This is a genomic window from Nonomuraea guangzhouensis, assembly GCF_019396345.1.
In the GTDB taxonomy this organism is placed as follows: domain Bacteria; phylum Actinomycetota; class Actinomycetes; order Streptosporangiales; family Streptosporangiaceae; genus Nonomuraea; species Nonomuraea guangzhouensis.
On record NZ_JAHKRM010000009.1, the window covers coordinates 157,326 to 179,513 of the forward strand.

Consider the following 22,188-nt stretch of genomic DNA (forward strand, 5'->3'; position numbering starts at 1 on the left):
GGCGTTAGTGCTTAGCTGCTAACGATTTCCTGAGCCTGGGGGAATTCGTTATGCGTGATCTCTGTTCACTCACCGCAGGCAGATCGGAGCCGAAGTAAGCTGCTACGGCAGTAGGAGGTGGATGGGCAGTGCAGGAGACAACGGCAACCCGTGGCCCTTTGACTGCGCCGAACACCGCCGGCCTGGTGCTGGGGTTCGTCAACACGCGCGCGACAGGCAACGGGGATCCCGAGCGGCTGGGTGACGCCCACGCCCTGCGAGCCTGGGCCGAAGAGGCCGTCATCGACCTGGGTGACTGGGTGCTCTCCGACGCGGACGCGGCATCCGCACGCGACCTTCGACAGGCGCTCGTCACCATCCTGCTCGCCCATGTCGACGTGCGGGAATCCGGGGGGGCGCTGTCCGAGGCGGAACAGCGCCTTCGCCAGGCGGCCGCACTGCACCCTCTCCAGCCGGTGATCACCGCTGATGGATGCGAGTTCGTCTCCGCACAGCAGGGCGTACCAGGGATGTTCGGGACGATCTTCGCTGCGATCGCTGACATCGCCCAGCGGAACATGTGGTCACGCATGAAGATGTGCCGCAACCTCCCCTGCCACGTCGGCTTCTTCGACAAGACGCGCAACTCCTCAGGCCTGTACTGCAGCCCCAGTTGCAGCAGCCAGGTGACCATGCGCGCATACCGCGAACGACAGAAGGCAGGCCAGGGAACCCCGAACACGAGCACGATGAAGCATTGATCAGGAACGTCTCGTCTCGGCATCCACATCGACGCCGTCGACGATGATTCTTGATCATTACTGTCAATCATGGAGGACGCCGTGAACACCCACCCGGGCATGACCGGTGGTGAACACGTCGAGGAGCCGATCCGCAGATGGCTGTCCCGGGATGCCCTTCCCGGCCATAAGATCCAGCACGCCAAGGCCCTTGCCGGCGGGTACAGCAATGCCAACACCCTGCTCATCACCGACACCGGCCATCAGTACGTCCTGCGCCGCTACCTCGACCACAACACCTGCGCTGTCGAAGCCGCCCTGGTCGGACGCCTCGCCGGCATCGTGCCAGTCGCCGACGTCATCGCCGCCGACACCGACGGCTCGGTGGCGGGCCAGCCGGTCATGGTGTCCCGGTTCATGCCAGGCGACATGGTCAGCACGATCCTCCCCGAACTTGAGCCGGGCCAGGCCGGAGCCCTCGGCCGCTCGGTCGGCGCTGTCCTTGCCGCGATCGGCACCGTCACCTTCCCCCGTCCGGGCTTCTTCGACGGCCCCGACCTGGTCCCCGGGCCAGATGGCATGGAGCCCACCGCCGACCTGCCCAGCTTCGTCGACCGCTGCCTGCGAACCGGCAACGCCCATCATGCACTCACTCCTGCCGAGCAGGACGCCCTATGCCGGCACGCGGCCGCGTCAGCACCCGCTCTGCATACCGTGCGCGGCGCCCATCAACTGATCCATGCCGACTTCAACCCCAAGAACCTGCTCGCCGCGCGGCATAACGGGAACTGGACCGTCACCGCCGTCCTGGACTGGGAGTTCGCCTTCAGCAGCTCTCCGCTGTTCGACATCGGCAACATGCTCCGCTTCCCCGCCGAGCTGCCACCGGCGTTCGCCGATGGTTTCATCACCGGATATGTCAGGGCCGGAGGTGACCTGTCGGACAACTGGCGCCAGATCAGCCAGGCCCTTGATCTGTTCGCCCTCGCCGATTTCCTCACCCGTCCGCCCGAGCACCTGTTCTTCGGCAAGGCCGTCGATCTCATCCGGAAACTCCTCACCGACGACGGCCAGGGAACCTGACGCCAACGATCGCGATCCCGCGCGGATGAGCCCCATCGAGATATGGCCCGCGACCAAATGAGTCGCACCGGTGAGCTGGATCCCAACGCGCGGGCAGCGGCTGACTGTCGTAGGAAAGCTGCGCAACCAGCGAGCGGACCACAGAGCGGTCACATCAGTCCGCGTAAGACGCCCGAGTCGCGCTGATGGTGAGCGTTCAGACGATGTGGGTGTCGTACTCCTCGCGATTGGCGAGCACCTCGGCCATGTGCGTCTCGGCCCACATCTTGATGCCGCGCATCATGTGCTGGAGCGAGTGACCGAGGTCGGTCAGCTCGTACGTCACCGTGACCGGCACCGTCGGCGTCACGGTGCGGGTGACCAGCCCGTCGCGCTCAAGGGAGCGCAGTGTCTGGGTGAGCATCTTCTGGCTGACCCCGGCCAGCCTGCGGGACAGCTCGGAGTAGCGCATCGGCCGTGACTCGCCGGCGCGGTCTCCTCCGGGTTGGTGCGGGCCGTCGCCGCCGAGCGCGGCCAGGATCAGCGCGACCCACTTGTCGGAGATCTGGTCGAGCAACTGGCGGCTTGGGCACATCGCCAGGAAGGCGTCGTAGTCGCCCTTCGCTTCTGCTCGCTTCTGGGCCGCCGTCGTCGTCGGCATCGACCATTCCTTCCTACCGGGCGGTGACTTACGCACTTCTGGGTGCGTACTTCCCGCTGGAGAGCTACCGACCCATAGTGATGCAGGCCAGCCGTCGCACACAAGCCACGAGGCGCCGACCAATCCCAAAGCAACGAATGGAGCGAGCATGATCTGGACAGCCGGGTTCCGCACCGCAGTGATCAATCCCTACGAGCAGATCCAGCTCACCGAACCGCGCGGCTTCGCCGACCAGACGGTGCGTCAGGTGCTGCACATGGCCGGTGGCGGAGAACGCCTCCGCGTACGCCTGACGAACCGTTACGGCCGCACCCCCTTGACCATCGCCGCCGCAAGGGTCGCCACCGAGCACGGGCAGGCCGCCCTCACCTTCGACGGCGCCGAGCGGCTCGTCATCCCGCCGGGAGAGGAGGCCGCCGGTGACCCGATCGATCTGCCCGTCGCTCCGGGCGCCGACCTGTTCCTCAGCCTCTATCTCCCTGAGGAGACAGGCTTGGCCACCTATTCCCACATGCCCATGGAGACCGCGCACATAGTCGGCGGTAACCACGTCGCGTCTCACTCACTCCCTGATGCTGAGCAGGTAGAAGCCAGGTTCTACGTCTCGGGCGTCGACGTGCTCGCCCCGGACGCCACCGCGATCGCCGTGGCGTTCGGCGACTCCTGGTTCGAAGGGGTCGGCTCCACGACCGGCGCGAACAACCGCTCCGTGGACTTCCTCAACCGGCGCCTCAAGCGGGGATGGGTCGTCAACCAGGGCATCGCCGGAAACCGCCTCCTGCGGGACGAGGTCGGCGAGCACGGGCTGGCGCGCTTCGACCATGACGTTCTCTCGATTCCCGGCCTGACCCACGTCCTGGTGCACTTCGGCATCAACGACCTCGGCCTCCCCGGCATGTCCGGCGAGCCTCCCGCCACCTCCGACGCCCTCATCGAGGGCTTCGAGGCCCTGGCCCGCCGCGCCCACGAGGCCGCCCTGAAGATCCTCGCCGCCACCATCGGCCCCTTCGCGGGCGCCGTCTACCCCGGGATCAGTACCCCCGAGGGCCTCGCCGCCCGACGCGAGGTGAACGACTGGATCCGTACCACCGACACGTTCGACGCCGTCTTCGACGTGGCCCGAGCCGTCGAGAACCCCGAAGCCCCCGACCACATCCACCCCGACCTGGACAGCGGCGACGGCATGCACCTCAACGACAAAGGCGCCCAAGCCATGGCCAACGCCGTAAACCTGGATACCCTCGCCCTCTAGAATCACGCTGACCTCCAACTCGACCCCTACCTGGGGCGCGCGTGAGGAGGTGGAGCGCGGTCGGATCGCTGACGAGCGGCGTCCCGGAAAATTCCGCAAAGTAGTCCGGGAAGAGGTGTCGGATCGGGGCGGTGGTGTTCGTAGCAGGGGTGAGGCCGCCCGCAAGGGGGCGGCGCCGAGGCAGAGGAACCGCGATCATGAAGCTGACGATCCAGGCCTATCGGCCGGCCGGGCGTCCGCGGTATGCAACGGCCTGAAGTCCCTGACCACCGACTTGACACCACAGGAGATGATCTTCAGATGCGGTATCTGGTTTCCGTGATCGACGACAAGAACAATCCCGGCAGCACGGACAGGCGGCCTGCCATCAGCGCGTTCAACGAACGACTGATCGCCGAGGGCTACTGGGTTTTCGCCGGCGGACTCGCGGACACCGACACGGCCACGGTCATCGACAACCGGGGCGAGCAGGCGGTGTTCAGCGACGGGCCGTTCGTGGAGTCGAAGGAGTACCTCGCCGGCGTCTGGGTGTGGGAGGCCCCCGACCTCGACGTGGCGCTCAAGCTCGCCGCCGAGGCGTCGAAGGTCTGCGATCGGAAGATCGAGGTGCGGCCGTTCCTGTGAGCGACGTCGAAGAGGCGATCACCCGAGCCCACCACGACGAGTGGGCGCGGGTGGTGGCCGCCCTGACCAGGCGTTTCGGTGACCTCGGCATCGCCGAGGAGGCGGCTGCCGAGGCGTTCGCGACCGCCGTGGAGCGGTGGCGGGCCGACGGCCTGCCGCCCAACCCGGGCGCGTGGCTGACCACCACCGCCAACCGCAAGGCCATCGACCGGATCCGGCGCGAGAACAAACGCGACGACAAGCACAAGGAGGCTCAGATGCTGCACGACACCACCCCACCCGAGCCACTGAGCGCCATCGACGACGACCGGCTCCGGCTGATCTTCACCTGCTGTCACCCGGCACTGGCGATGGAAGCGCGCGTGGCGCTGACGCTGCGCATGGTCGCCGGCCTGACCATGCCCGAGATCGCCCGCGCCTTCCTGGTGGCCGAGAGCACTATGGGGCAGCGCATCACCCGCGCGAAGGCCAAGATCAAGGCGGCGCGCATCCCCTATCGGATGCCGTCCGCCGACGATCTGCCGGCACGCGTCTCCGGCGTCCTCGCCGTGCTCTACCTCGTCTTCAACGAGGGCTACCTGGCCACCAGCCCCGACACCGATCCCCTACGACACGACCTGACCACCGAGGCGATCCGGCTCACCCGCCTGATCCGTGTCCTCCTGCCGAACGACGGAGAAGTGGCCGGCCTGCTGGCGCTGATGCTCCTCATCGAGGCCCGCCGCCCCGCCCGGGTCTCGGCCGGCGGCGAGCTGGTCGCTCTCGACGAGCAGGACCGTGGGGCCTGGGACGCGGCGCTGATCGCCGAAGGTCACCGGCTGGTGCGCGAGCGCCTGGCCGCTGCCGCCGCCGGGGTGGCCCCGGGCCGCTACCAGATCCTCGCCGCGATCAACGCCGTGCACACCTCCGCCCGCGACATCCGCGACACCGACTGGTCACAGGTCCTCGCCCTCTACGACCAGCTCGTCCGCCTCGACCCCTCGCCGATCATCGCCCTCAACCGGGCCATCGCCGTGGCCGAGCTCGACGGCCCGGAGGTGGCGCTGGCCATCGTTGACCGTCTCGCCGAAGCGTTGGCCGGCTATCACGCCTACCACGCCACCCGCGCCGACCTGCTGCGCCGGCTGGGCCACAGTCAGCAGTCACGCGCGGCCTACGACCGGGCCATCGAGCTGGCAGGCAACACCGGCGAGACCGCCTACCTCACCCGCCGCCGCGACCAACTGCGGTAGCGCCCGCGTTTGAGGACCGCACTATGAAAGGCGAGGCCGGACGCTGCGCTATGGACATGTTCAGACGCCGACCCTTCTCGCCGAGCAACGGCGCAGGGTTGGGGGCGCCGGGTTGCGGCGGCTGTAGAGACGCGGCAGCGGCCTGGGCGCGTTCACCACCGAGCAGGCCACCCGCGTCACCAAGGCGGCCGCCCAAGCCCTGGGCATCGAGCCCCACGTGGACGCTTTCGCGGACATCTCCGACGAGCGCCTGGTCGAGGCCGCCGCCCGGCTCGGGGGCATCGACCTGCGGACCGAGACCCACGGCGACCCGCTGATCGGACTCAGCCCCTTCAGCATCGTCCTCGACACGCAGCCCGCCGAATCGGTCGCCGCCGGCCTCAGCGCCGACATCGACCTGCTCATCGGGACCAACACCGAAGAGGGGAACCTCTACCTGGTCCCCGTGGGCAAGTACGCCACCTCGACGGCCAGGGACGTCGACGACGCGGCGGCGCGTTCGCATCCGAAGCCGGCGCACCTCGTCGAGACGTACCGGAAGGCACTCCCCGAAGCGTCCTTCGGCGAGCTGCGCTCCGCCATCATGGGCGACGCGCTGTTCGGCGCGGGCAGCTGGGCGCTGGCCGGCGCGCATGCCGCCCACCCCGAGTCCGCCACGTACGCCTATGAGTTCGCCTGGCGCTCCCATGCCCTGGACGGAGAGCTCGGCGCCACCCACGCGGTCGAGCTGCCCTTCGTCTTCGACCTCGCGCACCTCCCCCAGCTGCACGGATCCGCCGCCCTGCTCGGCCCCGACCAGCCGCCCGCCGATCTCGCCGCCCGCATGCACGAGACCTGGGTCCGGTTCGCCAGGACCGGCGACCCCGGCTGGGACCCGTACGACGACGAGCGCCGGGCCACGATGCGCATAGACGCCGAATGGACCCAGGTCGAGGACCCCCGCGGCCAGGAACGACAGGCGTGGAGCTCACCCTTGAAGGACACACCATGACCAGAACCGTCATCACCACCGAGAACGCCCCCGCCCTGGCCGCCCCGCTGTCCCAAGGCATCCGCAAGGGTCCCCTCTTGCAGGTCTCCGGGCAGCTCCCGCTCGATCCGGACACCGGCGAGGTCGTCGGCACCACGGTCGCCGAGCAGACCACGCAGACCCTGCGCAACGTCACCGCCGTATTCAAGGCGGGCGGGGCGGGCTTGGCGGACGTCGTGATGCTCCGCGTGTATCTCACCGATCCCGCCCACCTGGCCGAGATGAACGAGGCGTACGCGGCGGCGGTCGGTGAGCCCTTCCCCGCCCGCACCACCGTCTACATGCAGCTTCCGCCGGGACTGCTCGTGGAGGTCGACGCCCTGGCGGTGCTGGGCGACTGACGAGGGCGTACACCAGCCTGCACGGTCGACAACTCGCAGCACCGCCATAACCCGGGACGATCTCACAGGGGGCCGCCGCAGCCCTGGCGGAACGGCTCCGGACGAACTCACCGCGCACATCCTCGCGGAACGATCAGCGCACCGTGCCGACACCAGCGGTGTTTCCCTGAAGACGGCGGCCGCGCGGATGGCGGCGTCCTGGGCGGTGGTGCTGCGGGAGCGCCCCGGCGATGAGGCCGCGCCGACGTCGATCCCGAAGATGATGGCGGCGGTGGAGCCTCTCGGCCCTGGAGCTTGATCTTCGGCCTGCGTCCAGCCCGACGCATCCCGTCGTGACGTCTGCCGGCGCTCAGGGACGCGGGCTCGCGCTCGTCGGCTCTTTTTGGCGGGCGAGGAGCCCGGAGATGGTCACCTCTACCGTCCTGCGCATCACCTCGGTGAAGTCGAGTCGCATGGCGGCCAGTGCCGGTTCGGAGGCGTAGGCGGCCAGCATCGCCTCTGATGGCCGGTCGCAGGGCCAGGCCGCGGTGGCCATCAGCAGGGTCGCTTCCACCACCCGGGGCGCGCCGTGGGCGCCGAGTTCGGGCACGTGCCGCAGGACCAGCTGGACCAGCGCCTGCATGGAGTGCTTGGCGGCGTACTTGTGCCGGATGGCGACCTCGGTGGAGATGTTGTGCTCCAGCACTGCGGCCTGCGCGCTGATCAGGTCGCACAGCACCGGCCGCCGCGCCATCGACTCGGCCAGAATCTCGGCCAGCCGGTCACCGCGCTCTCGCGGCGCGCCCTCGCTGGGCTGAAACGACCGCTCCAGCTCAGCGATCCAGTCCTGGACCTCGGCGTCCAGTAGTTGGAGCAGGACCGCCTCGCGCGAGTCGAAGTAGCGCAGCACATTGACCTTGGCCAGGCCGACGCGCCGACTCAGTTCGTTCAGGCTCAGCTTCGCGACCGGCATCTCGGCCAGCATCGCGGCCGCGGTCTTCAAGATCTGCCGGCGTCGTTCGGTCCGCTGCTCCTCGTTGCGGGCGCGCTTGAAGTTCACGAGCCCATCTTACATACCGCTGGTATTTTGCAAAGATACCGGTGGTGCGTTAGCGTGGCAAGAGACAAAATACCGGCAGTACTTAAGAGGTGTCTCATGTACCAGGTTCCGAGCCAGCAGGGAAAGCTCGCCGTGGTGACCGGCGCGAACAGCGGAACCGGCAAGGCGGCCGCGACCAAGCTGGCCGCGGCCGGCGCGCGGGTGATCATGGCGGTGCGCACGGTCGCCAAGGGCGAACAGGCGCGGGCCGAGATCCTCAGTGCCCACCCGGCAGCAGAGGTGGAGGTGCGGCGGATCGACTTGGCCGACCTGGCCTCGGTCAAGGAGTTCGCCCACGGCCTCATCGCCGACGGGCGCCCGGTCGACATCCTTCTCAACAACGCCGGGGTGATGTTCCCCCCGGTGCGGCACGAGACCGTCGACGGGTTCGAGCTGCAGCTGGGCAGCAACTTCCTCGGCCCGCTCGCCCTGACCGTGCGGCTGCTGCCGCTGCTGCTGAAAGCGCCCGCCCCGCGCGTGGTGACCATGAGCAGCGGCATGGCCGCCCGCGGCAAGATCGACTTCGACGATCTGAACTGGGAGAAGAGCTATGACCCGACCGGGGCGTACGGGCGTTCAAAGCTGGCGGACCTGCTGCTGAGCCAACACCTGGCCCGGCTCGCGGCCGAGCGTGGTTGGCCGCTGCTGTCAGCCGGGGCGCATCCCGGTGCCGCGGCCACCAATATCGCCGCCTCCGGCCCAAGGCTCGGGGGTGAGCCGAGCCTGCTGTTCCGCATCGCGTTGAAGATCACCCCGCAGCACAGCGCGGAGGCCGGCGCCGACCCGATGCTGTACGCCGCGACCGCGCCCGGCGTGGCCCAGGGCGGCTACTACGGCCCTCGCTGGGGGCTGGTCGGTGCCCCGGCCATCGCGCGGCCCACGAAGAAGGGCCTCGACCGCGTCGTCGCCGCCCGATTGTGGGCCGAGGCCGAGCGCCTGACCGGCGCCGCCCTCCCCGCCAGCCTCTGATCACCGACCAAGCGAAGGGCAAGGGGCATGACCCGGATACGCCAGAAACCCGGTTACTGATCGAGGGTGCTGATGCGGTGCGCGTACTCGCGGCGGGCCTTGCGCTGTGCCGGGACCGCCGTGTTCCCCGGGGGTGCCGTCGAGAGACTGGCAGAGGTCGAGGAGTCGGCGGTGACGCGCAGGGTGTAGCCCTGGCCGCGCCGTACGGTCACGCCCTGGTCGAGCGTGGCGCGCTCGGCGGGTCCCAGGTCGGCGGTGCGGAGGAAGTCGGCGACCTTGCCGGGCATGTCGAGGGCGACCGGCGCTTCCAGGGCCGGGGCGTCCGGGTCGGCGGCTGTGTACTCGGGCAGGAGGTCGGCGACGGCGGTACGGCTGACGCCGTGGTCGCGGGCCCCTGAGCATCCTCCGCTCAGCCGGCGTTGAACGCCTCGGCGACGGTCAGCGTGTCCTCGTACAGGTGCATGCGAACGATCCGGCCGCCCTCGACCGCCAGGTGCATGGCCACCGGTGTGGTGAACTCCTTGCCGCTGGCCGCGACGGTGTGCGTGAAGACCGCCAGCAGCACCACGTCAGCACCGTCGACGATGAAGCGCTCCAGCACGACCTTGCTCCTGCCCTGCGCGAAGTACGGCCACATCGTGGTGAAGTACGGCGCGACCTCCTCCCGGCGGGTACGTCGCCCGGTCCAGGGCAGCGCGTCACTGCCGGGGACGTGCCAGTCGATCTCCTCGGCGAACAGTTCCTGGATGCCGTCGGGGTTCTGCCTGCCGAGGCGCTCCACGAACTTCTCGGCCACAGTCCGCGAGGTCTGAGTATCTGTTGCCATCGTCCTTGTCCTTTGTCTCTTCGTCTGCTTGCTGTGTCGCTGTCCGGGGCCTCCTCCGGCCTGGGCGCCGAGACTGCGCGCCCTCGCCTGCGCCGGCACGGACGTGACCTCGACGCCAGACCGCGCGCCGTGCTCGGCCCTCTCGTGGCCAAGCACGGCTGGGACTTGCGGTGGCCGGCCAAGCCACTCGGCAGGCCCTGGCAAGCACTCGTATCTCAGGGTTGTGGTTGAGGTCCCATGCCGGCGAAGAGGGCGTGGAGGATCCGGTCGACATACTCATGGGTCAGTGGTTCCTGAGTGATCAGGAGCTGAAAGTACAGCGGGCCGGACAGGATCGCCATCGCCAGGTCGAGGTCGAAGCCAGATGACAGCTGGCCCTGGTCGCGGGCCGCCTTCAGCCGGGCGACGGTCTTGTCCGCCTGCGGGGTGATGAAGCGCTCGTTGAGCGCGGCGGCGACCTGGGGATCGTGCTGGGCCTCGCCTATCAGGGCCTGGAACAAGGGACCGAAGGGTGGCCTGGCCAGCAGGTCGACGGCCGTGTAGATCTGCGCGCGCAGGTCGGCGACGATGTCGCCGCTGTTGGGATAGTCCAGGCCAGGCTCGTTCAGCGACAGCAGCGAGTCGAGCAGCAGGGCTCCTTTGGATGACCATCGACGGTAGATGGTGTGCTTGCCGGCACCGGCGCGGGCCGCGACCGCTTCAATGCTCAGTTTGGCGTAGCCGATCTCCTGGCCCAGCTCCAGCGTGGTCCGCATGATGGCTTCGGTCCGGTCGGCGCCGCGACGATGGGGCGTGTGGGTCATGCCGACACCTTATCGGTACGGCACGTGCCGTACTTGACAGTGAAAGCCTGTTTGGGCATCATCACATCGGCACGGTCCGTGCCGATGTGATGGAGAGGGCGACACCCACCAAGGGCGGCGTGTTCTGCCTCAACGTGCACGATGTCGAGGCGACGAGACCTGACGTTCTCTAACCCCATTTCTCCGAAAGAAGGCGATTTGTAATGCCCATTCCTGCCGACCCGACCGTGGTACATCCGATGCCCGGGCAGCCGCGTCTGGTGCTGTTGAAGCCGCTGATCACGTCGCCGCTGATCGAGGCCGGGGAGTTCTCCTACTACGACGATCCGGACGACCCGACCGCCTTCGAGACCCGCAACGTGCTGTACCACTACGGGCCGGAGAAGCTGGTCATCGGGAAGTTCTGCGCCCTGGGCGAGGGGGTGCGGTTCATCATGAACGGCGCCAACCACCGCATGGACGGCCCCTCGACGTTCCCCTTCCCGATCATGGGCGGGTCCTGGGCCGACCACTTCGGCCTCATCACCGGCCTGGCCGGACGGGGTGACACCGTGGTGGGCCACGACGTCTGGTTCGGATACCGGTCCATGGTGATGCCCGGCGTCCGCATCGGGCACGGCGCGATCATCGCCTCCGGCTCGGTCGTCGTGGACGACGTCCCGGACTACGGCATCGTCGGCGGCAACCCCGCCCGGCTCATCCGCCGCCGCTACAGCGACGCCGACATCGACCGCCTTCTCGCTGTGGCCTGGTGGGACTGGCCGCTCCAGGACATCACCGACCACGTCCGCACGATCATGTCCGGAAGCATCGACGACCTGGAGAACGCGGCGCCTGCTCCGATGCGTCAGCACGTGGGAATCGAGTCATCATGAGTGGCCCGAGCACCGTCAAGGTGAAGTTCGAGATCGTCGAGTTCGACGAGAGCGTGTATGACGAGCACGCCGAGGGGCCCAAGCTAACCAGGGTCACGATCCGAAAGCGCTACCAGGGCGTGATCGAAGGAACGGGTGTCGCCGAGGTGCTCACGGCCCAAGGCAGCGCCGGCGGTGGCTACGTCGCCTCGGAGCGAATCGAAGGCACGCTCGACGGCCGCCAGGGCACCTTCGTCATCCAGCACTGGGGGCTGGCCGATGGAGCCGACCAGAGCAGCGAAGGAAGCATCGTCCCGAACTCCGGGACGGGAGAACTCGCCGGGATCGCCGGTCGCGCGATGGAGCGCGAGTTCCAAGTGCTCACGCTGGTCTACACGGTGTGAGACCACTCGAGCCGGACCTGACTCCCGTTTCAACGTTCCAGCGCTTCGGAATCGAGCCATCAGCATGTCTGTTTCGTCCCACCCCAGCCCGTTCGCCGGCTGGCTTGGCGCCCACGCCGCGCCGCTCACCCACCTCGACCCTGAGGCGCCGCTCGACGATCTGGAGCCGCTGCGCGAGCTCATCGGCGCGGCGCGCGTCGTCGCGATCGGTGAGAGCTCCCACTTCATCACCGAGTTCTCGCTCATGCGCCGACGTATCCTGCGCTTCCTGGTCGAACGCTGTGGTTTCACCGTCCTGGCCTTCGAGTACGGCTTCAGCGAAGGCTTCTCCCTGGACACCTGGGCCCAGGGGGAAGGCACCGACGACGATCTGTCGGCCCATCTCTCCGCGGCGATCCCGGTGGGGGTCGATGAGCCGCTGCGCTGGATGCGCCGGCACAACGCCACAGCCGCCCAGCCGGTGCGTTTCGCCGGGATCGACATCCCGGCGGCCGGTGGGTCCTTACTTCCCGCCCTGGCTCCTGTTGCCGACTACCTGCGTCAGGTCGACCCCGAAGTCCTGCCGGCGATCCAGCAGGCGATGCAGATCGCGGAATCGTTCGCCGGCGCCTCCGCGGCCTCGGCCGCACCGGCCTGGGCCCGCCTGGCCGCCGCCGAGCAGGACGCTCTCACGGCGATCCTGATGCGCCTGCTCATCCGGTTCCGTGCCGTCGAGGTGCTGTACGTCTCCCGCGCCGACCGGCACAGCTATGACATCGCCCTGCGTCGCCTCGAAGCCGCCTGCCACGCCGACTACGGCTTCCGCGCCATGGCCGGTCTGTACGCCGGAAACGGCCTGACCGCCGACACCTCGGCCCGCGACGTCTACATGGCCGGGTCGGTCTTGTGGCACCTGGAGCGCTTCGAACCCGGAACCCGCATCGTCCTGGCGGCCCACAACGCCCACATCCAGAAAACACCGGTCTCCTTCAACGGCCACCTCACCGGGCTCCCTATGGGACAGCACCTGCACAACGCCCTCGGCGACGATTACGTCGCCCTCGCCCTGTCCAGCGTCGGCGGGTACACCGCCGACATGCGCCCCGACGAGACCGCGCGCTTCGGCTTCGCCATCGACGACACCGCGCTGCAGCCGCCCGAGCCGGGCAGTATCGAGGCCGCCTTCGCCGACGCTGGGCTCGGGCTGAGCATCGCCGATCTCCGCCAGGCGCCTCGCGAGATCCCCGGCCCCGACCGCTATCGGATCCAGAGCGCCTATCTGCGCACTCCCGTGCTGGAGGCGTTCGACGCCGTCCTCAGCACCCCGACCTCCACCGTGGCCGACACGTCCGGTCGCGCCGCACGGTCACCGGTCGGACATGTTGTTGACGATCAGATCGCGCAAGGACGCGACGAAAACCTACGAGGAGAGTGACCAGTGACGAACGCCGACGTGATCATTGTGGGAGCCGGCCCGACCGGTCTCATGCTGGCCGCCGAACTACGGCTGGCCGGGGTACGGCCGCTGGTGCTGGAGCGGCAGCCGCAACGCCGGCAAACCCCGAAGGCCGGTGGTCTGGGCGGGCAGATCTTGGAGCTGCTGCGCTACCGGGGCTTGCGGGAACGCTTCGAAGCGGCCTGCACCGACCCGATCCCGCCGCCCCGGTTCCCGTTCGGCGGCGTGCACCTGGACTTCACCCAGCTGGCCGACCCGCCGCTGCACGCCCTGCCGCTGCCGCAACAGCTGCTGGAGCGGCTGCTGGATGAACGCGCCGGCGAACTGGATGTCGACCTCCGCCGCGGACATGAGGTGACCGCGGTGAGCCAGGACGATGCCGCGGTGACCGTGGACGTGCGGGGCCCGGACGGGCCGTACCAGGTGAGCGCCCGCTACCTGGTGGGCTGCGACGGCGCCCGCAGCCGAATCCGCGACCAGGCCGGCATCGGCTTTCCCGGCACCGTCTATCCGGAGGTCAACCGGCTGGCGCAGGTCACCCTGCCCGACACGGTGACCGTGCTCGGCAACGGCGGCCTTGACGTCCCCGGCTTCGGCACGATCCACGCGGGCTTCACCCGGACCGACCACGGCCTGTTCGGCATCGGCGCCTCGCCCACCTCCCCGGTCGTCTCCCTCTACACCATCGAAGACGAAACCACCGAATACGACGACGACACCCCGATGACCGTCGCCGAACTCCAGGACAGCCTCCGCCGTGTGCTCGGCGCGCACCTGCCGGTGGCCGAGGCGATCCGCCTGTCGCGGTTCACCTTCAAGGCCCGCCAGGCCGAACGCTACCGGCACGAGCGGATCCTGCTGGCCGGTGATGCGGCGCATCTGTTCCCGGCCACCGGGGTGGCCATCAACGCCGGCATGCTGGACGCGGTCAACCTGGCCTGGAAGCTGGCCGCCGACCTCCTCGGCCACGCCCCGGCCGGCCTGCTGGACACCTACCATGACGAACGCCACCTCGCCGGCGCCCGTACCATGCTGCACACCCGAGCCCAGGTGGCCCTGCGGCGCGGGCACGACGCAGCCGCCGAAGCACTGCGGGAAGTCTTCTCCGAACTGCTCACCGATGAGCAGCCGCTGCGCCGCATGGGCGCGCTGGTCGCCGGCTCCGACATCCGCTACCCGATGCCCGGCTCCGACCATCACCCGCTGGCCGGCACCTTCGCCCCCGACCTCACCCTGCACACCGACCAGGGCATGACCAGCGTCGCCGACCTCCTGCACCCCGCCCGGCCCATCCTCCTCGTCCTCGCCGACCGCCCGGACCTCCGCGAAACCGCCCAAGACTGGCGGCATCGCGTCGACATCCACACCGCCAAAACCGATGATCGACCGGCCGACGCCCTGCTGATCCGCCCGGACGCCCACATCGCCTGGGCCGCGACCATCGACGAACCCGCCGACACCGCCGCACCCTCGCTACGCGAAGCACTCTCCACCTGGTTCGGCAACCCCGGAGATGACGACGCGATCGCCGAGCTGAGGTAGGCCGCCTGGCCTGGCTCGCGATCATTTCGACCCGGCCCAGCGGGGGTAGCGGCCTTCGGCTTCGGCGGCGGCGATCCCTTCCGCGGTGAGCTCGTTCTGGAGGTCGCGCTGGAACTGGCCGACGGCGGTGATGACGTTGATGATCAGGGCGTTAGCGTCGTCGTCGGCTGCCAGGTCGTGGAAGTTGGACAGGACGCGTAGTACGACGCCGCGGGTTCCTTGGATTCTGCTCCGTTGCTACTGGGACCCTGAGGACGGCGACCCAAGCGCCGGGCCTAGAACTGCGTCGTGTCGAGGTGATCGACGCCGAGTTAGACGGTCTCCAGCGCGGTCGGCAGCGTCCCGTGAACTCGTTTCCTGACTCGGGTGAAAGACGGGCGACACTTCTTCCTTGGGAAGGCCCAACCACATGCCGCTCAGTACGACCCTGTGTGACGCCGACCTGATCGAACGGTCGTGGCGAGATCCCGAGGATTTCGCCTTGCTGTTCGACAGGCACGCGGGAGACATCCACCGTTATGTGGCCCGCAGGCTCGGCGACGACACGGCCGATGACGTCGTCTCCGAGACGTTCCTCGCCGCGTTCAGGCAGCGTCGCGACTACGACACCGCCCGGCCGGAGGCCCTCCCCTGGTTGTACGGCTTCGCGACCAACTTCATCCGGCGGCATCAGCGCGCCGAGATACACCGCTACAAGGCGTACTCGAAAGTGGGCGTGCTTCCCGACGCCGACGACGCCGCGGAACAAGCTCTTGAGCGGGCGAGCGCGCATGCCGTACGCCGCCCTCTCACCCAGGCGCTCGCCTCGTTGAAGGCCCGTGACCGAGACGTCCTCTTACTCGTGGCCTGGGCCGACCTCACTTACGAGGAGGTCGCCAACGCCCTGTCCATCCCGATCGGAACAGTCCGCTCCCGCCTCAACCGCGCGCGGGCCATCGTCCGCGACACCCTCGGCAGCACCGACCCCACGACGGAGCAGACCTCATGAACGAACTGACCGACCTGACGGAACTTCGCGACCTGTTCGCCGACAAGGCGCGCCCCACGGCGGACCGCCTCTCCCCCGCCCGTACCGCCCTCCTGACCGAAGCCCGCACGAAGCGCCGGCCCCGGGCCCGGGCAGTCGGCCTGCGGCGCTTGGTACTGGCAGGCGGCCTGGTCGCGGCGATGACCGCAGGAATGATCGCCGTCCAGACGTTCAAGCCCGCCGCGCCCGCCAGCGCCGCCGAGGTCCTGAGGCTGGCGGCCGAGGCCGCGAGCGCCACCCCGTGGCCGGAACCCCGCGACGACCAGTACCTCCACTACGAGCAGATCGCGGAGTCGCGCCCCGAGAAGGGGGTTCCCGACCCCGGTACGCGCCGCATCAACGGCGAGTTCTGGGATTCCGTGGACGGCTCCCGCCCAAGACTCAGCTGGGGCAAGCCGGAGAAGTCCAACCCCCTTCCCGGCCGCGGCGCGTACAAGGAACTCGAGACCCGGTGCTCCGGCTTCGGCGGCCCCACCTACGCCGACCTGCGTGGGTGGCCGACCGACCAGGAGCAGCTCCGGCACAAACTGGCCGAATACGGTAGGAAGATGGTCCTCAAAAAGGACACCGCGACCCAGATCTGGCGCGCCGGCACCGGCGTCCTCGGCCGCCCGATGCCGCCCAAGCTGCAGGCGGCCATCTTCAAGATCGCCGCGACCCTGCCGGGCATCGAGACGGAAGAGCTCAAGGACGCCACCGGCAAAACGGGCATCGCCGTGACCCGGGTGGACAACCTGGGCGGCGGGGGTGCCATCTCCCGCGAATCCTTCATCTTCGACAAGACCTCCTACGTCTTCCTGGGCGGCCAGGAACTCGTGCCGGGACGAGGGCGTGAAGTCTGGTCCATCACCCGTCCGCAGATCACCGACGCACTCCCGGCCTGGTCCAAGTCCCTGAAGCCGAGAAACTGCGGCTGAGCCTGGTACCCGCCGAACTCACGATCCTCTCCCCCGACCTCAAGGCCGTGCGCTACCTGATGGACGGCAAGGGCGAGCCGCCCGGCTCCGTACGGTTCGACTGGCGCGCCGGCCAGCAGATCGCCCTGTCCGGCCTGGAGGTGGGCCGCGACAACCGCGGCCTGTTCGAGCTGCGTTACGACGACGACCGGTACCTTCCGTTCGAGGGCACGGGCGCGGTGTCCACCTGGCGGCTGGAGACCACCGACCTGCCCGCCGACGACCTGGCCGACGTGACGATCGTCATCAAGTACGTCGCCGAGCAGGGTGGCGCGGTGTTCGCCAACGCGGTCAAGGGGATGCGGATGCCGTACCAGGCGTCCCGGTACATCGACGTCGCCGCCGAGTTCCCCGGCGCATGGGCGGCGTTCCTCACGGGAGAGGAGGGCGAGCTCACCTTGCCGATCACGGCGGAGAAGCTCCCGCGGATCACCGGCAGCCAGATCGCCGGCCTCTACGCGACATACGAGCTGGACGGCGACGAGGAGGTCCGCTTGCTGCTCGGCGGCGACCAGCGACTGCCGCTGGAGGACGGCAGACCGCTGCGCACCCCAGGGCTCCGGGCCGGCCCGCTGACCCTGGTGGCCGACGGCGACCCCGCCGCGCTGCTCAACGTCGGCCTTGTCATCAGCTACCGGGCCCTCTGACGGGTTCCGCGGTCTTCAGGGTGACACTCCGTAGCGGGTGGCGACCGCGGCGGCGCGGCGGCGCAGGGAGTCGCGCAACCACTGCGGGCCCAGGGCTTCGGCGTTCGTGCTGAGCTGCCACAGCGCCCATTCGGCATGTCTCGGATCTTGGAAGGTCACCTCCAGCCGCAGCCAGCCGTCTGAGTCGGCTTCTTCGGCGAGGACGGCCAGCGCGGTGCCCACCAGGTCCTCCCGCCGCGCCGGGTTCATCCGTACGAGCACGGTGACCTGGTCGCCGCCGGCCCGAAACCGCGTGCTGCGTTCCTGCCAGGTCCGGTCCAGATCGACCCGGTCTGGTCGCTGTGCGGGTTCGGCGAGCTCCTTGGCGGCCAGGACCCGGGACAGCCGGTAGGTGCGGTCCTCGCCGGCCCTCGTGGCCAGCAAGTAGCCCCGGTCGCGTACGGTGACCAGGCCGATCGGGTCCACAGTGCGCCACTCCGGGGTCTGGTCCGCAGCCGCGTAGTGGATCTGCAGCTTGTGCCCGGCGAACACCGCGCGCAGGACCTCGGCCGCGATGGCGTCAGGCACCTCCTCATCGACCAGCCGACGCGAAAGAAGGTCGGTCTCCGGGTCGATGAGCAATCGCTCGGCCGCCCCGGCCGCGGTGTCCCGATAGCTTTCGGGCAGCGCGTCAACCACCTTGAGCATCGCCGAAGCGAGCGCCGAGCCGAGGCCGAATGCCTGCGCGCCGCGCCGCGATCCGGCGACCAGCAGAGCGAGGGCCTCGTCGGGGTTCAGTCCGGTGAGCTCGGTCCGGAAGCCGGGCAACAGCGCGAAACCGCCGTGCCGGCCGCGTTCGGCGTAGACCGGGACGCCCGCCGCGGACAGCGCCTCGATGTCGCGCAGCACGGTGCGCGTGGACACCTCCAGCTCGCGGGCCAGCGCGGCCGCGGACAGCCGACCGTGCTGCCGCAGCAGCAGCACCAGTGAGACCAACCGGTCGGCGCGCATACGAAAACCCTACAGAAATACACGACACAGGATGTCGTGATTTGTTGGGAGGCTCTCAGCTGCACGACCGAACCGAATGGAGCGAATGTGGCAATAGAGCGAACCGCGGTCAACCCGTGGGCATGGTCGGTGGAGATGGGGTACAACCAGGGTGAGATCGTCTCCGGGAACACCCGGACCCTGTACTGCTCCGGGCAGACCGCGATGAGTGGCGACGGCAAGCCGCAGCATGCCGACGACATGGCGGCGCAGTTGGCGCTGAGCCTTGACAACCTGGAGGCCGTGCTCGGCGAGGCCGGCATGTCCTTCGCGAACCTCGTCCGGCTCAACGTCTACACCACCGACGTCGATCGGCTCTTCGAGCACTACGGGGTGCTGGCGTCGCGGTTGGGCGCGGCCGGGGTGACACCGTCCACCACGATGCTCGGGGTGACCCGGCTGGCGATCCCCGACCTGATGGTGGAGCTCGAGGGAACCGCCGTCGCGTGATGTGACCTCGCCGCCTCCGGCAGGCCTGCCGGAGGCGGCACGAGCAGTAGGCGGGTAGGTGATTTCCGGTGCTCCGGGTGGTGACAATCGGCGTCTATGGCTTCGACGACGAGTCCTTCCTGCGACGACTGCGGCACGCGGACGTTCGTCTGCTGCTCGACGTACGCCAGCGCCGCGGTGTCCGCGGACCCGAGTACGCCTGGGCGAACTCACGCCGGCTGCAGGCGGCCCTCGCCCATGCCCGGATCGCCTACGAACACCACCCCGAGCTCGCCCCGACCACCGAGCTACGCCAGCTCCAGTACGCCGAGGATGACCGCCAAGGGGTCGGCAAGCGCACGCGCCGCGAACTCGCCGCCGAGTTCGCCCGCCGCTACACCACCGAGATCCTCGACCGCGCCGACCTCACGCCGATCGTGTCGGAGCTGCCGAGCAGCGGGACCGCGGCGCTGCTCTGTGTCGAGCGCGACCCCGAGGCCTGCCACCGCTCGTTGATCGCCCAGCGGCTGACCGAGCAGCACCACGTCACGATCGAGCACCTGCGCCCGTTGTGACGGCGGCGGGAGCATCGTGGCCGCGCGTCAGCCCCCGCCTGGTGAGTCGATCGGCCGGCCGGTGATGGCCTGATCCTGCCGCTGGAGGATCGCCCCGAACTCCTGGAGGTCGTCGTAGTTGCTGAGGACGACGCCGACCCAACCGGAGTCCAGGTAGATGGTCCAGCTGGCGCTGACACCGCCGCTGCCGCCGCCGCGGTTGAACACCCACTGGCCGTTGACGATGTGGAGCGGACCCACGTACGCCTTGAACGCCGGGGCGCCGAGTCGGTCACCGGGGCCGGGGAGCTTGGCCCCGGTGTACAGGTCGGCGTAGGGCCGGTCCAGCACCGTGCCGGAGCTCAGCGCGTGCGCGAACCGGGCCAGGTCCGGAGCGGTGGCGAAGACATCGTGGATGAAGCCGCGGCCCGGATTCTCGTTCGGTCCCTGCTGGCTAAGGCTGTCCTTGTCCAGGTTGCGGACGGCGTCCACCCGGCTGCCGTCGGGCTGCCGCATGTACGGATGCGCGATGTGCTCGTCGGTGAGCCACTGCGTCCTGGTGTAGTACGCCGAGCCGCGCATGCCGGCGCGTCCGAAGACGTGCTCGTGCATGTAGTCCCAGTACGTCGTGCCGGTCACGGCCTCCACGATCTGCGCGGCGATGGCGCCGGCGACGGCGCCGCCGGCGGTGTGGCCGCTGGAACCCGCGCCGGGGACCCCCACCAGCCTCGCCTGCCGGGCCCACTGCCGGTTGTACTCGTGCACCTCTTCCCGGCTGTTGAAGACGCGATGCACGTCCAGCTCCGGCGCGTCCATCCAGGACGTGCCGATGATCAGGTGGTGGATGGTCACCTTCTCGGCGATGTCCGTGGCGATGCCGTCCAGGTAGGTGCCCACCGTGTCCGACAGCTTCACCTCGCCGCGCTGCACCAACTGCAGGACCGCCACAGGCAGGAACGGCCCGCCCGCCGAGGAAAGATGGAATGCGACGTTCTCGTGGTTGCGGATCCCTCTTTCCTTGTCGGCCATGCCGTAGCTGCGCGACAGCACCGTCCGGCCCCGGTACGACAGCAGCACCACGCCGGAGAACTTGTCCTGTGCGGCAAGCTTCGTCACGAACCGGTCGTAGGCCCCGCCGGGCAGGGTGTCCGGCGGGATCCGGTCCTGCCCGGCCGTCTCGGACGCGGCGGCGGGGGCGGTGCCGGCGCCTAACAGCGGGGTGCCGACCGCCACCACACCGGCGGCGGCCAGCCCGCTCCATCCGAGCAGCCGCCGCCGCTCGACACCACGGACGGAATCCGAGTCCATGTCATCGCCCTCCCCGCGCGAGGCAGGAGGCGAGTGCTCGTGGAGGGACGCGATGGTCCCGCGCGCTGTTGGTCATGGCTGCGATACTTCGTCGCGAGTGTCATCGGCCCGTACGCCTGATGTGATCGTTTCTCGACAACCCCTGATCTCGACCGGGACTCCGCGTCAGTGGGAGGTCGCGGGTCACGGGCGGCGGATGCGGTAGCGCAGGTGCGTGACGTGCTGCGTGAGGTCCTCGACCTGCGGCGTGGTCAACACGCGGACCGGGTCGAGTTCGATGTGCTCGGCCGGCAGGTCGTCGAACAGCCGCCGGCCCTGCCCGAGCAGGACCGGTACAACGTGTAGTTCCAGCTCGTCGAGCTGCCCTGCCCGCAGCAGCGCCTGCGCCGCCCCGGCACCGTGCACCATCACGTCGCCGTCCCCGGCCGCCGCGCGGGCCTGTGCGGCGCACTCGTGGACGTCGGTGACGTAGCGGACGCTGCCCGGCGGCGGGTCGTCCGGGACGTCGTGGGTCAGGACGAAGACGGGGACGCCGTCGTGATGGTCGCCCTGCCAGCGGTCGGCGTGCTCGTAGGTGCGGCGGCCGGCGATGACGGCGCGGGTGGCCAGCACCTCGGTGTAGACCTGTCCGCTGGGTCCCGGGGCGTTGCGCCGGTCAAGCCAGTTGAAGAGCCGGAACCCGCCGACTCCCATCGGGGCGTCCGGGCTGTCCTGCGGCCCGGTGACGTAACCGTCCAGGGACATGGTCATGTACAGCCGGATGAGCGCCATCGCGTCAGCCCCCCGTCCTCACGCGGTAGCGCAGGTGCGCCACGCCCGGACCGTCCGCGGCACGGAGCAGTTCGAGCTCGATGTGGTCGGGCGGCATGTCCTCGAAGAGCGGTTCACCCTGTCCGATCAGGACCGGGACCAGGTGAATCTGCAGTTCGTCGAGGACGCCGGCGGCAAGTGCCAGTTGAGCGGTGCGGGCTCCGTGGACCAGTACGTCCTTGTCGCCGGCCACGTCCTTGGCCATGTTCATCGCGGCCGTTACATCGCTCACATAGGTGACCCCGGGCCATCGCAGCTCGGGATCGGGCTGATGACGGCTCAGAACGAAGATCGGCACGCCATCGTGATGGTCGCCGCCCCAGCCGTCGGCGAGCTCGAACGTCCGCCGGCCGACGACGACCGCCCCGGTGGCCATGACCTCGTCCATGACCTCACGGTTCACGCCCGCCAGCTGGTCGAGGTCTCTCCTGTGATCGGCGTCGGCATCCGGCAGAAACCACTCATGCAACCGATGCCCTTTGTCACCGAGCCCGTTGCCCGGCGCCACGTTCGGCCCGGCGATGAACCCGTCCACCGACATCGACATGTACAGCACGGCCTTACTCACGTTTCCGGTCCTTTCAGTACGTCCAACG

27 protein-coding genes are annotated in these 22,188 nt (G+C 69.1%); 17 read left to right on the top strand and 10 right to left on the bottom strand.

What is annotated here, in order from left to right:
- Positions 1–128: 128 nt before the first annotated feature.
- Positions 129–740 carry a CGNR zinc finger domain-containing protein gene (locus KME78_RS19910; protein ID WP_219530593.1) on the top strand — a complete coding sequence of 204 codons (612 nt, stop codon included), beginning with the start codon at positions 129–131 and terminating at the stop codon, positions 738–740.
- Between the two features lie 99 nt (positions 741–839).
- Positions 840–1,802: a phosphotransferase family protein gene (locus KME78_RS19915; protein WP_246651508.1), complete on the top strand. Its 963-nt coding sequence runs from the start codon at positions 840–842 to the stop codon at positions 1,800–1,802.
- Between the two features lie 196 nt (positions 1,803–1,998).
- On the opposite strand, the gene KME78_RS19920 is transcribed toward KME78_RS19915, so the two are convergent.
- Positions 1,999–2,442, bottom strand: coding sequence for a winged helix-turn-helix transcriptional regulator (locus KME78_RS19920; protein ID WP_219530595.1), 444 nt, complete (start codon positions 2,440–2,442; stop codon positions 1,999–2,001).
- A gap of 148 nt (positions 2,443–2,590) precedes the next feature.
- Here KME78_RS19920 and KME78_RS19925 point away from each other — a divergent pair, with 148 nt between their 5' ends.
- The 5 genes from KME78_RS19925 to KME78_RS19945 all read left to right on the top strand — a co-directional run bounded on the left by KME78_RS19925 (position 2,591) and on the right by KME78_RS19945 (position 6,921).
- The gene (locus KME78_RS19925) at positions 2,591–3,694 is read left to right on the top strand and encodes a GDSL-type esterase/lipase family protein (RefSeq protein ID WP_219530596.1); all 1,104 of its coding nucleotides are present in this window, start codon (positions 2,591–2,593) and stop codon (positions 3,692–3,694) included.
- 300 nt (positions 3,695–3,994) lie between these two features.
- Positions 3,995–4,318 carry a YciI family protein gene (locus KME78_RS19930; protein WP_219530597.1) on the top strand — a complete coding sequence of 108 codons (324 nt, stop codon included), beginning with the start codon at positions 3,995–3,997 and terminating at the stop codon, positions 4,316–4,318.
- Entirely contained in the window at positions 4,315–5,550 is a 1,236-nt protein-coding gene (locus KME78_RS19935; protein WP_219530598.1) for an RNA polymerase sigma factor, read from the top strand. Before KME78_RS19930 ends, KME78_RS19935 begins: the two co-directional genes overlap by 4 nt.
- A gap of 142 nt (positions 5,551–5,692) precedes the next feature.
- A complete protein-coding gene (locus KME78_RS19940; RefSeq protein ID WP_219530851.1) occupies positions 5,693–6,541 on the top strand; it encodes a carboxylesterase family protein in 849 nt (282 codons plus the stop codon).
- Complete coding sequence (locus tag KME78_RS19945) at positions 6,538–6,921, top strand: RidA family protein (protein ID WP_219530599.1); 384 nt, start codon at positions 6,538–6,540, stop codon at positions 6,919–6,921. The genes KME78_RS19940 and KME78_RS19945 overlap by 4 nt, the downstream gene beginning before the upstream one ends.
- 349 nt (positions 6,922–7,270) lie before the next feature.
- Here KME78_RS19945 and KME78_RS19950 read toward each other — a convergent pair whose 3' ends face one another.
- Positions 7,271–7,960: a TetR/AcrR family transcriptional regulator gene (locus tag KME78_RS19950; RefSeq protein ID WP_219530600.1), complete on the bottom strand. Its 690-nt coding sequence runs from the start codon at positions 7,958–7,960 to the stop codon at positions 7,271–7,273.
- 96 nt (positions 7,961–8,056) lie between these two features.
- Between KME78_RS19950 and KME78_RS19955 the strand changes: the two genes are divergently transcribed.
- Positions 8,057–8,968: an SDR family oxidoreductase gene (locus KME78_RS19955; protein ID WP_219530601.1), complete on the top strand. Its 912-nt coding sequence runs from the start codon at positions 8,057–8,059 to the stop codon at positions 8,966–8,968.
- Between the two features lie 53 nt (positions 8,969–9,021).
- Here KME78_RS19955 and KME78_RS19960 read toward each other — a convergent pair whose 3' ends face one another.
- The 3 genes from KME78_RS19960 to KME78_RS19970 form a co-directional block, all read right to left on the bottom strand.
- On the bottom strand, positions 9,022–9,255 hold the full coding sequence (locus tag KME78_RS19960) for a hypothetical protein (protein ID WP_219530602.1): 234 nt from the start codon (positions 9,253–9,255) through the stop codon (positions 9,022–9,024).
- A 122-nt stretch (positions 9,256–9,377) separates the two neighbouring features.
- The gene (locus KME78_RS19965; RefSeq protein ID WP_219530603.1) at positions 9,378–9,794 is read right to left on the bottom strand and encodes a nuclear transport factor 2 family protein; all 417 of its coding nucleotides are present in this window, start codon (positions 9,792–9,794) and stop codon (positions 9,378–9,380) included.
- A gap of 215 nt (positions 9,795–10,009) precedes the next feature.
- Positions 10,010–10,597 carry a TetR/AcrR family transcriptional regulator gene (locus KME78_RS19970; RefSeq protein WP_246651460.1) on the bottom strand — a complete coding sequence of 196 codons (588 nt, stop codon included), beginning with the start codon at positions 10,595–10,597 and terminating at the stop codon, positions 10,010–10,012.
- 203 nt (positions 10,598–10,800) lie between these two features.
- Here KME78_RS19970 and KME78_RS19975 point away from each other — a divergent pair, with 203 nt between their 5' ends.
- From KME78_RS19975 to KME78_RS19990, 4 genes are all read left to right on the top strand, one after another.
- A complete protein-coding gene (locus tag KME78_RS19975) occupies positions 10,801–11,472 on the top strand; it encodes a CatB-related O-acetyltransferase (RefSeq protein ID WP_219530604.1) in 672 nt (223 codons plus the stop codon).
- Positions 11,469–11,855, top strand: a complete 387-nt coding sequence (locus KME78_RS19980; RefSeq protein ID WP_219530605.1) for a DUF3224 domain-containing protein — start codon at positions 11,469–11,471, stop codon at positions 11,853–11,855. Before KME78_RS19975 ends, KME78_RS19980 begins: the two co-directional genes overlap by 4 nt.
- Before the next feature lie 64 nt (positions 11,856–11,919).
- On the top strand, positions 11,920–13,269 hold the full coding sequence (locus KME78_RS19985) for an erythromycin esterase family protein (protein WP_219530606.1): 1,350 nt from the start codon (positions 11,920–11,922) through the stop codon (positions 13,267–13,269).
- Between the two features lie 3 nt (positions 13,270–13,272).
- Positions 13,273–14,832: an FAD-dependent monooxygenase gene (locus tag KME78_RS19990; RefSeq protein ID WP_308127042.1), complete on the top strand. Its 1,560-nt coding sequence runs from the start codon at positions 13,273–13,275 to the stop codon at positions 14,830–14,832.
- A gap of 21 nt (positions 14,833–14,853) precedes the next feature.
- Here KME78_RS19990 and KME78_RS67995 read toward each other — a convergent pair whose 3' ends face one another.
- The gene (locus KME78_RS67995) at positions 14,854–15,057 is read right to left on the bottom strand and encodes a recombinase family protein (RefSeq protein ID WP_219530854.1); all 204 of its coding nucleotides are present in this window, start codon (positions 15,055–15,057) and stop codon (positions 14,854–14,856) included.
- A 184-nt stretch (positions 15,058–15,241) separates the two neighbouring features.
- On the opposite strand from KME78_RS67995, the gene KME78_RS20000 reads away from it, so the two are divergent.
- From KME78_RS20000 to KME78_RS20010, 3 genes are read left to right on the top strand one after another with little or no spacing between them, the layout of a single operon-like run.
- Positions 15,242–15,820 (top strand): RNA polymerase sigma factor, encoded by a 579-nt coding sequence (locus KME78_RS20000; protein ID WP_219530607.1) that lies wholly within the window; start codon positions 15,242–15,244, stop codon positions 15,818–15,820.
- A complete protein-coding gene (locus KME78_RS20005; protein ID WP_219530608.1) occupies positions 15,817–16,776 on the top strand; it encodes a CU044_5270 family protein in 960 nt (319 codons plus the stop codon). The genes KME78_RS20000 and KME78_RS20005 overlap by 4 nt, the downstream gene beginning before the upstream one ends.
- Positions 16,777–16,799: 23 nt before the next feature.
- Positions 16,800–17,462, top strand: coding sequence for a Tc toxin subunit A-related protein (locus KME78_RS20010; protein WP_308127055.1), 663 nt, complete (start codon positions 16,800–16,802; stop codon positions 17,460–17,462).
- Positions 17,463–17,477: 15 nt separating this feature from the next.
- On the opposite strand, the gene KME78_RS20015 is transcribed toward KME78_RS20010, so the two are convergent.
- The gene (locus KME78_RS20015) at positions 17,478–18,452 is read right to left on the bottom strand and encodes a helix-turn-helix transcriptional regulator (protein ID WP_219530610.1); all 975 of its coding nucleotides are present in this window, start codon (positions 18,450–18,452) and stop codon (positions 17,478–17,480) included.
- 93 nt (positions 18,453–18,545) lie between these two features.
- Between KME78_RS20015 and KME78_RS20020 the strand changes: the two genes are divergently transcribed.
- Both KME78_RS20020 and KME78_RS20025 read left to right on the top strand, forming a co-directional pair.
- Complete coding sequence (locus KME78_RS20020) at positions 18,546–18,941, top strand: RidA family protein (protein WP_219530855.1); 396 nt, start codon at positions 18,546–18,548, stop codon at positions 18,939–18,941.
- 68 nt (positions 18,942–19,009) lie between these two features.
- Positions 19,010–19,495, top strand: coding sequence for a DUF488 domain-containing protein (locus tag KME78_RS20025; RefSeq protein ID WP_219530611.1), 486 nt, complete (start codon positions 19,010–19,012; stop codon positions 19,493–19,495).
- Between the two features lie 27 nt (positions 19,496–19,522).
- Here the strand turns inward: KME78_RS20025 and KME78_RS20030 are convergent, their stop codons facing one another.
- The 3 genes from KME78_RS20030 to KME78_RS20040 all read right to left on the bottom strand — a co-directional run bounded on the left by KME78_RS20030 (position 19,523) and on the right by KME78_RS20040 (position 22,160).
- A complete protein-coding gene (locus tag KME78_RS20030) occupies positions 19,523–20,782 on the bottom strand; it encodes a serine hydrolase domain-containing protein (protein ID WP_219530612.1) in 1,260 nt (419 codons plus the stop codon).
- A gap of 183 nt (positions 20,783–20,965) precedes the next feature.
- A complete protein-coding gene (locus tag KME78_RS20035) occupies positions 20,966–21,553 on the bottom strand; it encodes a dihydrofolate reductase family protein (protein WP_219530613.1) in 588 nt (195 codons plus the stop codon).
- 4 nt (positions 21,554–21,557) lie between these two features.
- Positions 21,558–22,160, bottom strand: a complete 603-nt coding sequence (locus KME78_RS20040; RefSeq protein ID WP_219530614.1) for a dihydrofolate reductase family protein — start codon at positions 22,158–22,160, stop codon at positions 21,558–21,560.
- Positions 22,161–22,188 lie beyond the last annotated feature (28 nt).

Excerpts from the sequence above, each read along its gene's own strand:
- KME78_RS19915 (WP_246651508.1), top strand. The coding sequence starts at position 840 with ATGACCGGTGGTGAACACGTCGAGGAGCCGATCCGCAGATGGCTGTCC.
- KME78_RS19920 (WP_219530595.1), bottom strand. The coding sequence starts at position 2,442 with ATGCCGACGACGACGGCGGCCCAGAAGCGAGCAGAAGCGAAGGGCGAC.
- KME78_RS19925 (WP_219530596.1), top strand. The coding sequence starts at position 2,591 with ATGATCTGGACAGCCGGGTTCCGCACCGCAGTGATCAATCCCTACGAG.
- KME78_RS19930 (WP_219530597.1), top strand. The coding sequence starts at position 3,995 with ATGCGGTATCTGGTTTCCGTGATCGACGACAAGAACAATCCCGGCAGC.
- KME78_RS19945 (WP_219530599.1), top strand. The coding sequence starts at position 6,538 with ATGACCAGAACCGTCATCACCACCGAGAACGCCCCCGCCCTGGCCGCC.
- KME78_RS19955 (WP_219530601.1), top strand. The coding sequence starts at position 8,057 with ATGTACCAGGTTCCGAGCCAGCAGGGAAAGCTCGCCGTGGTGACCGGC.
- KME78_RS19960 (WP_219530602.1), bottom strand. The coding sequence starts at position 9,255 with ATGCCCGGCAAGGTCGCCGACTTCCTCCGCACCGCCGACCTGGGACCC.
- KME78_RS19965 (WP_219530603.1), bottom strand. The coding sequence starts at position 9,794 with ATGGCAACAGATACTCAGACCTCGCGGACTGTGGCCGAGAAGTTCGTG.
- KME78_RS19970 (WP_246651460.1), bottom strand. The coding sequence starts at position 10,597 with ATGACCCACACGCCCCATCGTCGCGGCGCCGACCGGACCGAAGCCATC.
- KME78_RS19975 (WP_219530604.1), top strand. The coding sequence starts at position 10,801 with ATGCCCATTCCTGCCGACCCGACCGTGGTACATCCGATGCCCGGGCAG.
- KME78_RS19980 (WP_219530605.1), top strand. The coding sequence starts at position 11,469 with ATGAGTGGCCCGAGCACCGTCAAGGTGAAGTTCGAGATCGTCGAGTTC.
- KME78_RS19985 (WP_219530606.1), top strand. The coding sequence starts at position 11,920 with ATGTCTGTTTCGTCCCACCCCAGCCCGTTCGCCGGCTGGCTTGGCGCC.
- KME78_RS20000 (WP_219530607.1), top strand. The coding sequence starts at position 15,242 with ATGCCGCTCAGTACGACCCTGTGTGACGCCGACCTGATCGAACGGTCG.
- KME78_RS20005 (WP_219530608.1), top strand. The coding sequence starts at position 15,817 with ATGAACGAACTGACCGACCTGACGGAACTTCGCGACCTGTTCGCCGAC.
- KME78_RS20015 (WP_219530610.1), bottom strand. The coding sequence starts at position 18,452 with ATGCGCGCCGACCGGTTGGTCTCACTGGTGCTGCTGCTGCGGCAGCAC.
- KME78_RS20030 (WP_219530612.1), bottom strand. The coding sequence starts at position 20,782 with ATGGACTCGGATTCCGTCCGTGGTGTCGAGCGGCGGCGGCTGCTCGGA.
- KME78_RS20035 (WP_219530613.1), bottom strand. The coding sequence starts at position 21,553 with ATGGCGCTCATCCGGCTGTACATGACCATGTCCCTGGACGGTTACGTC.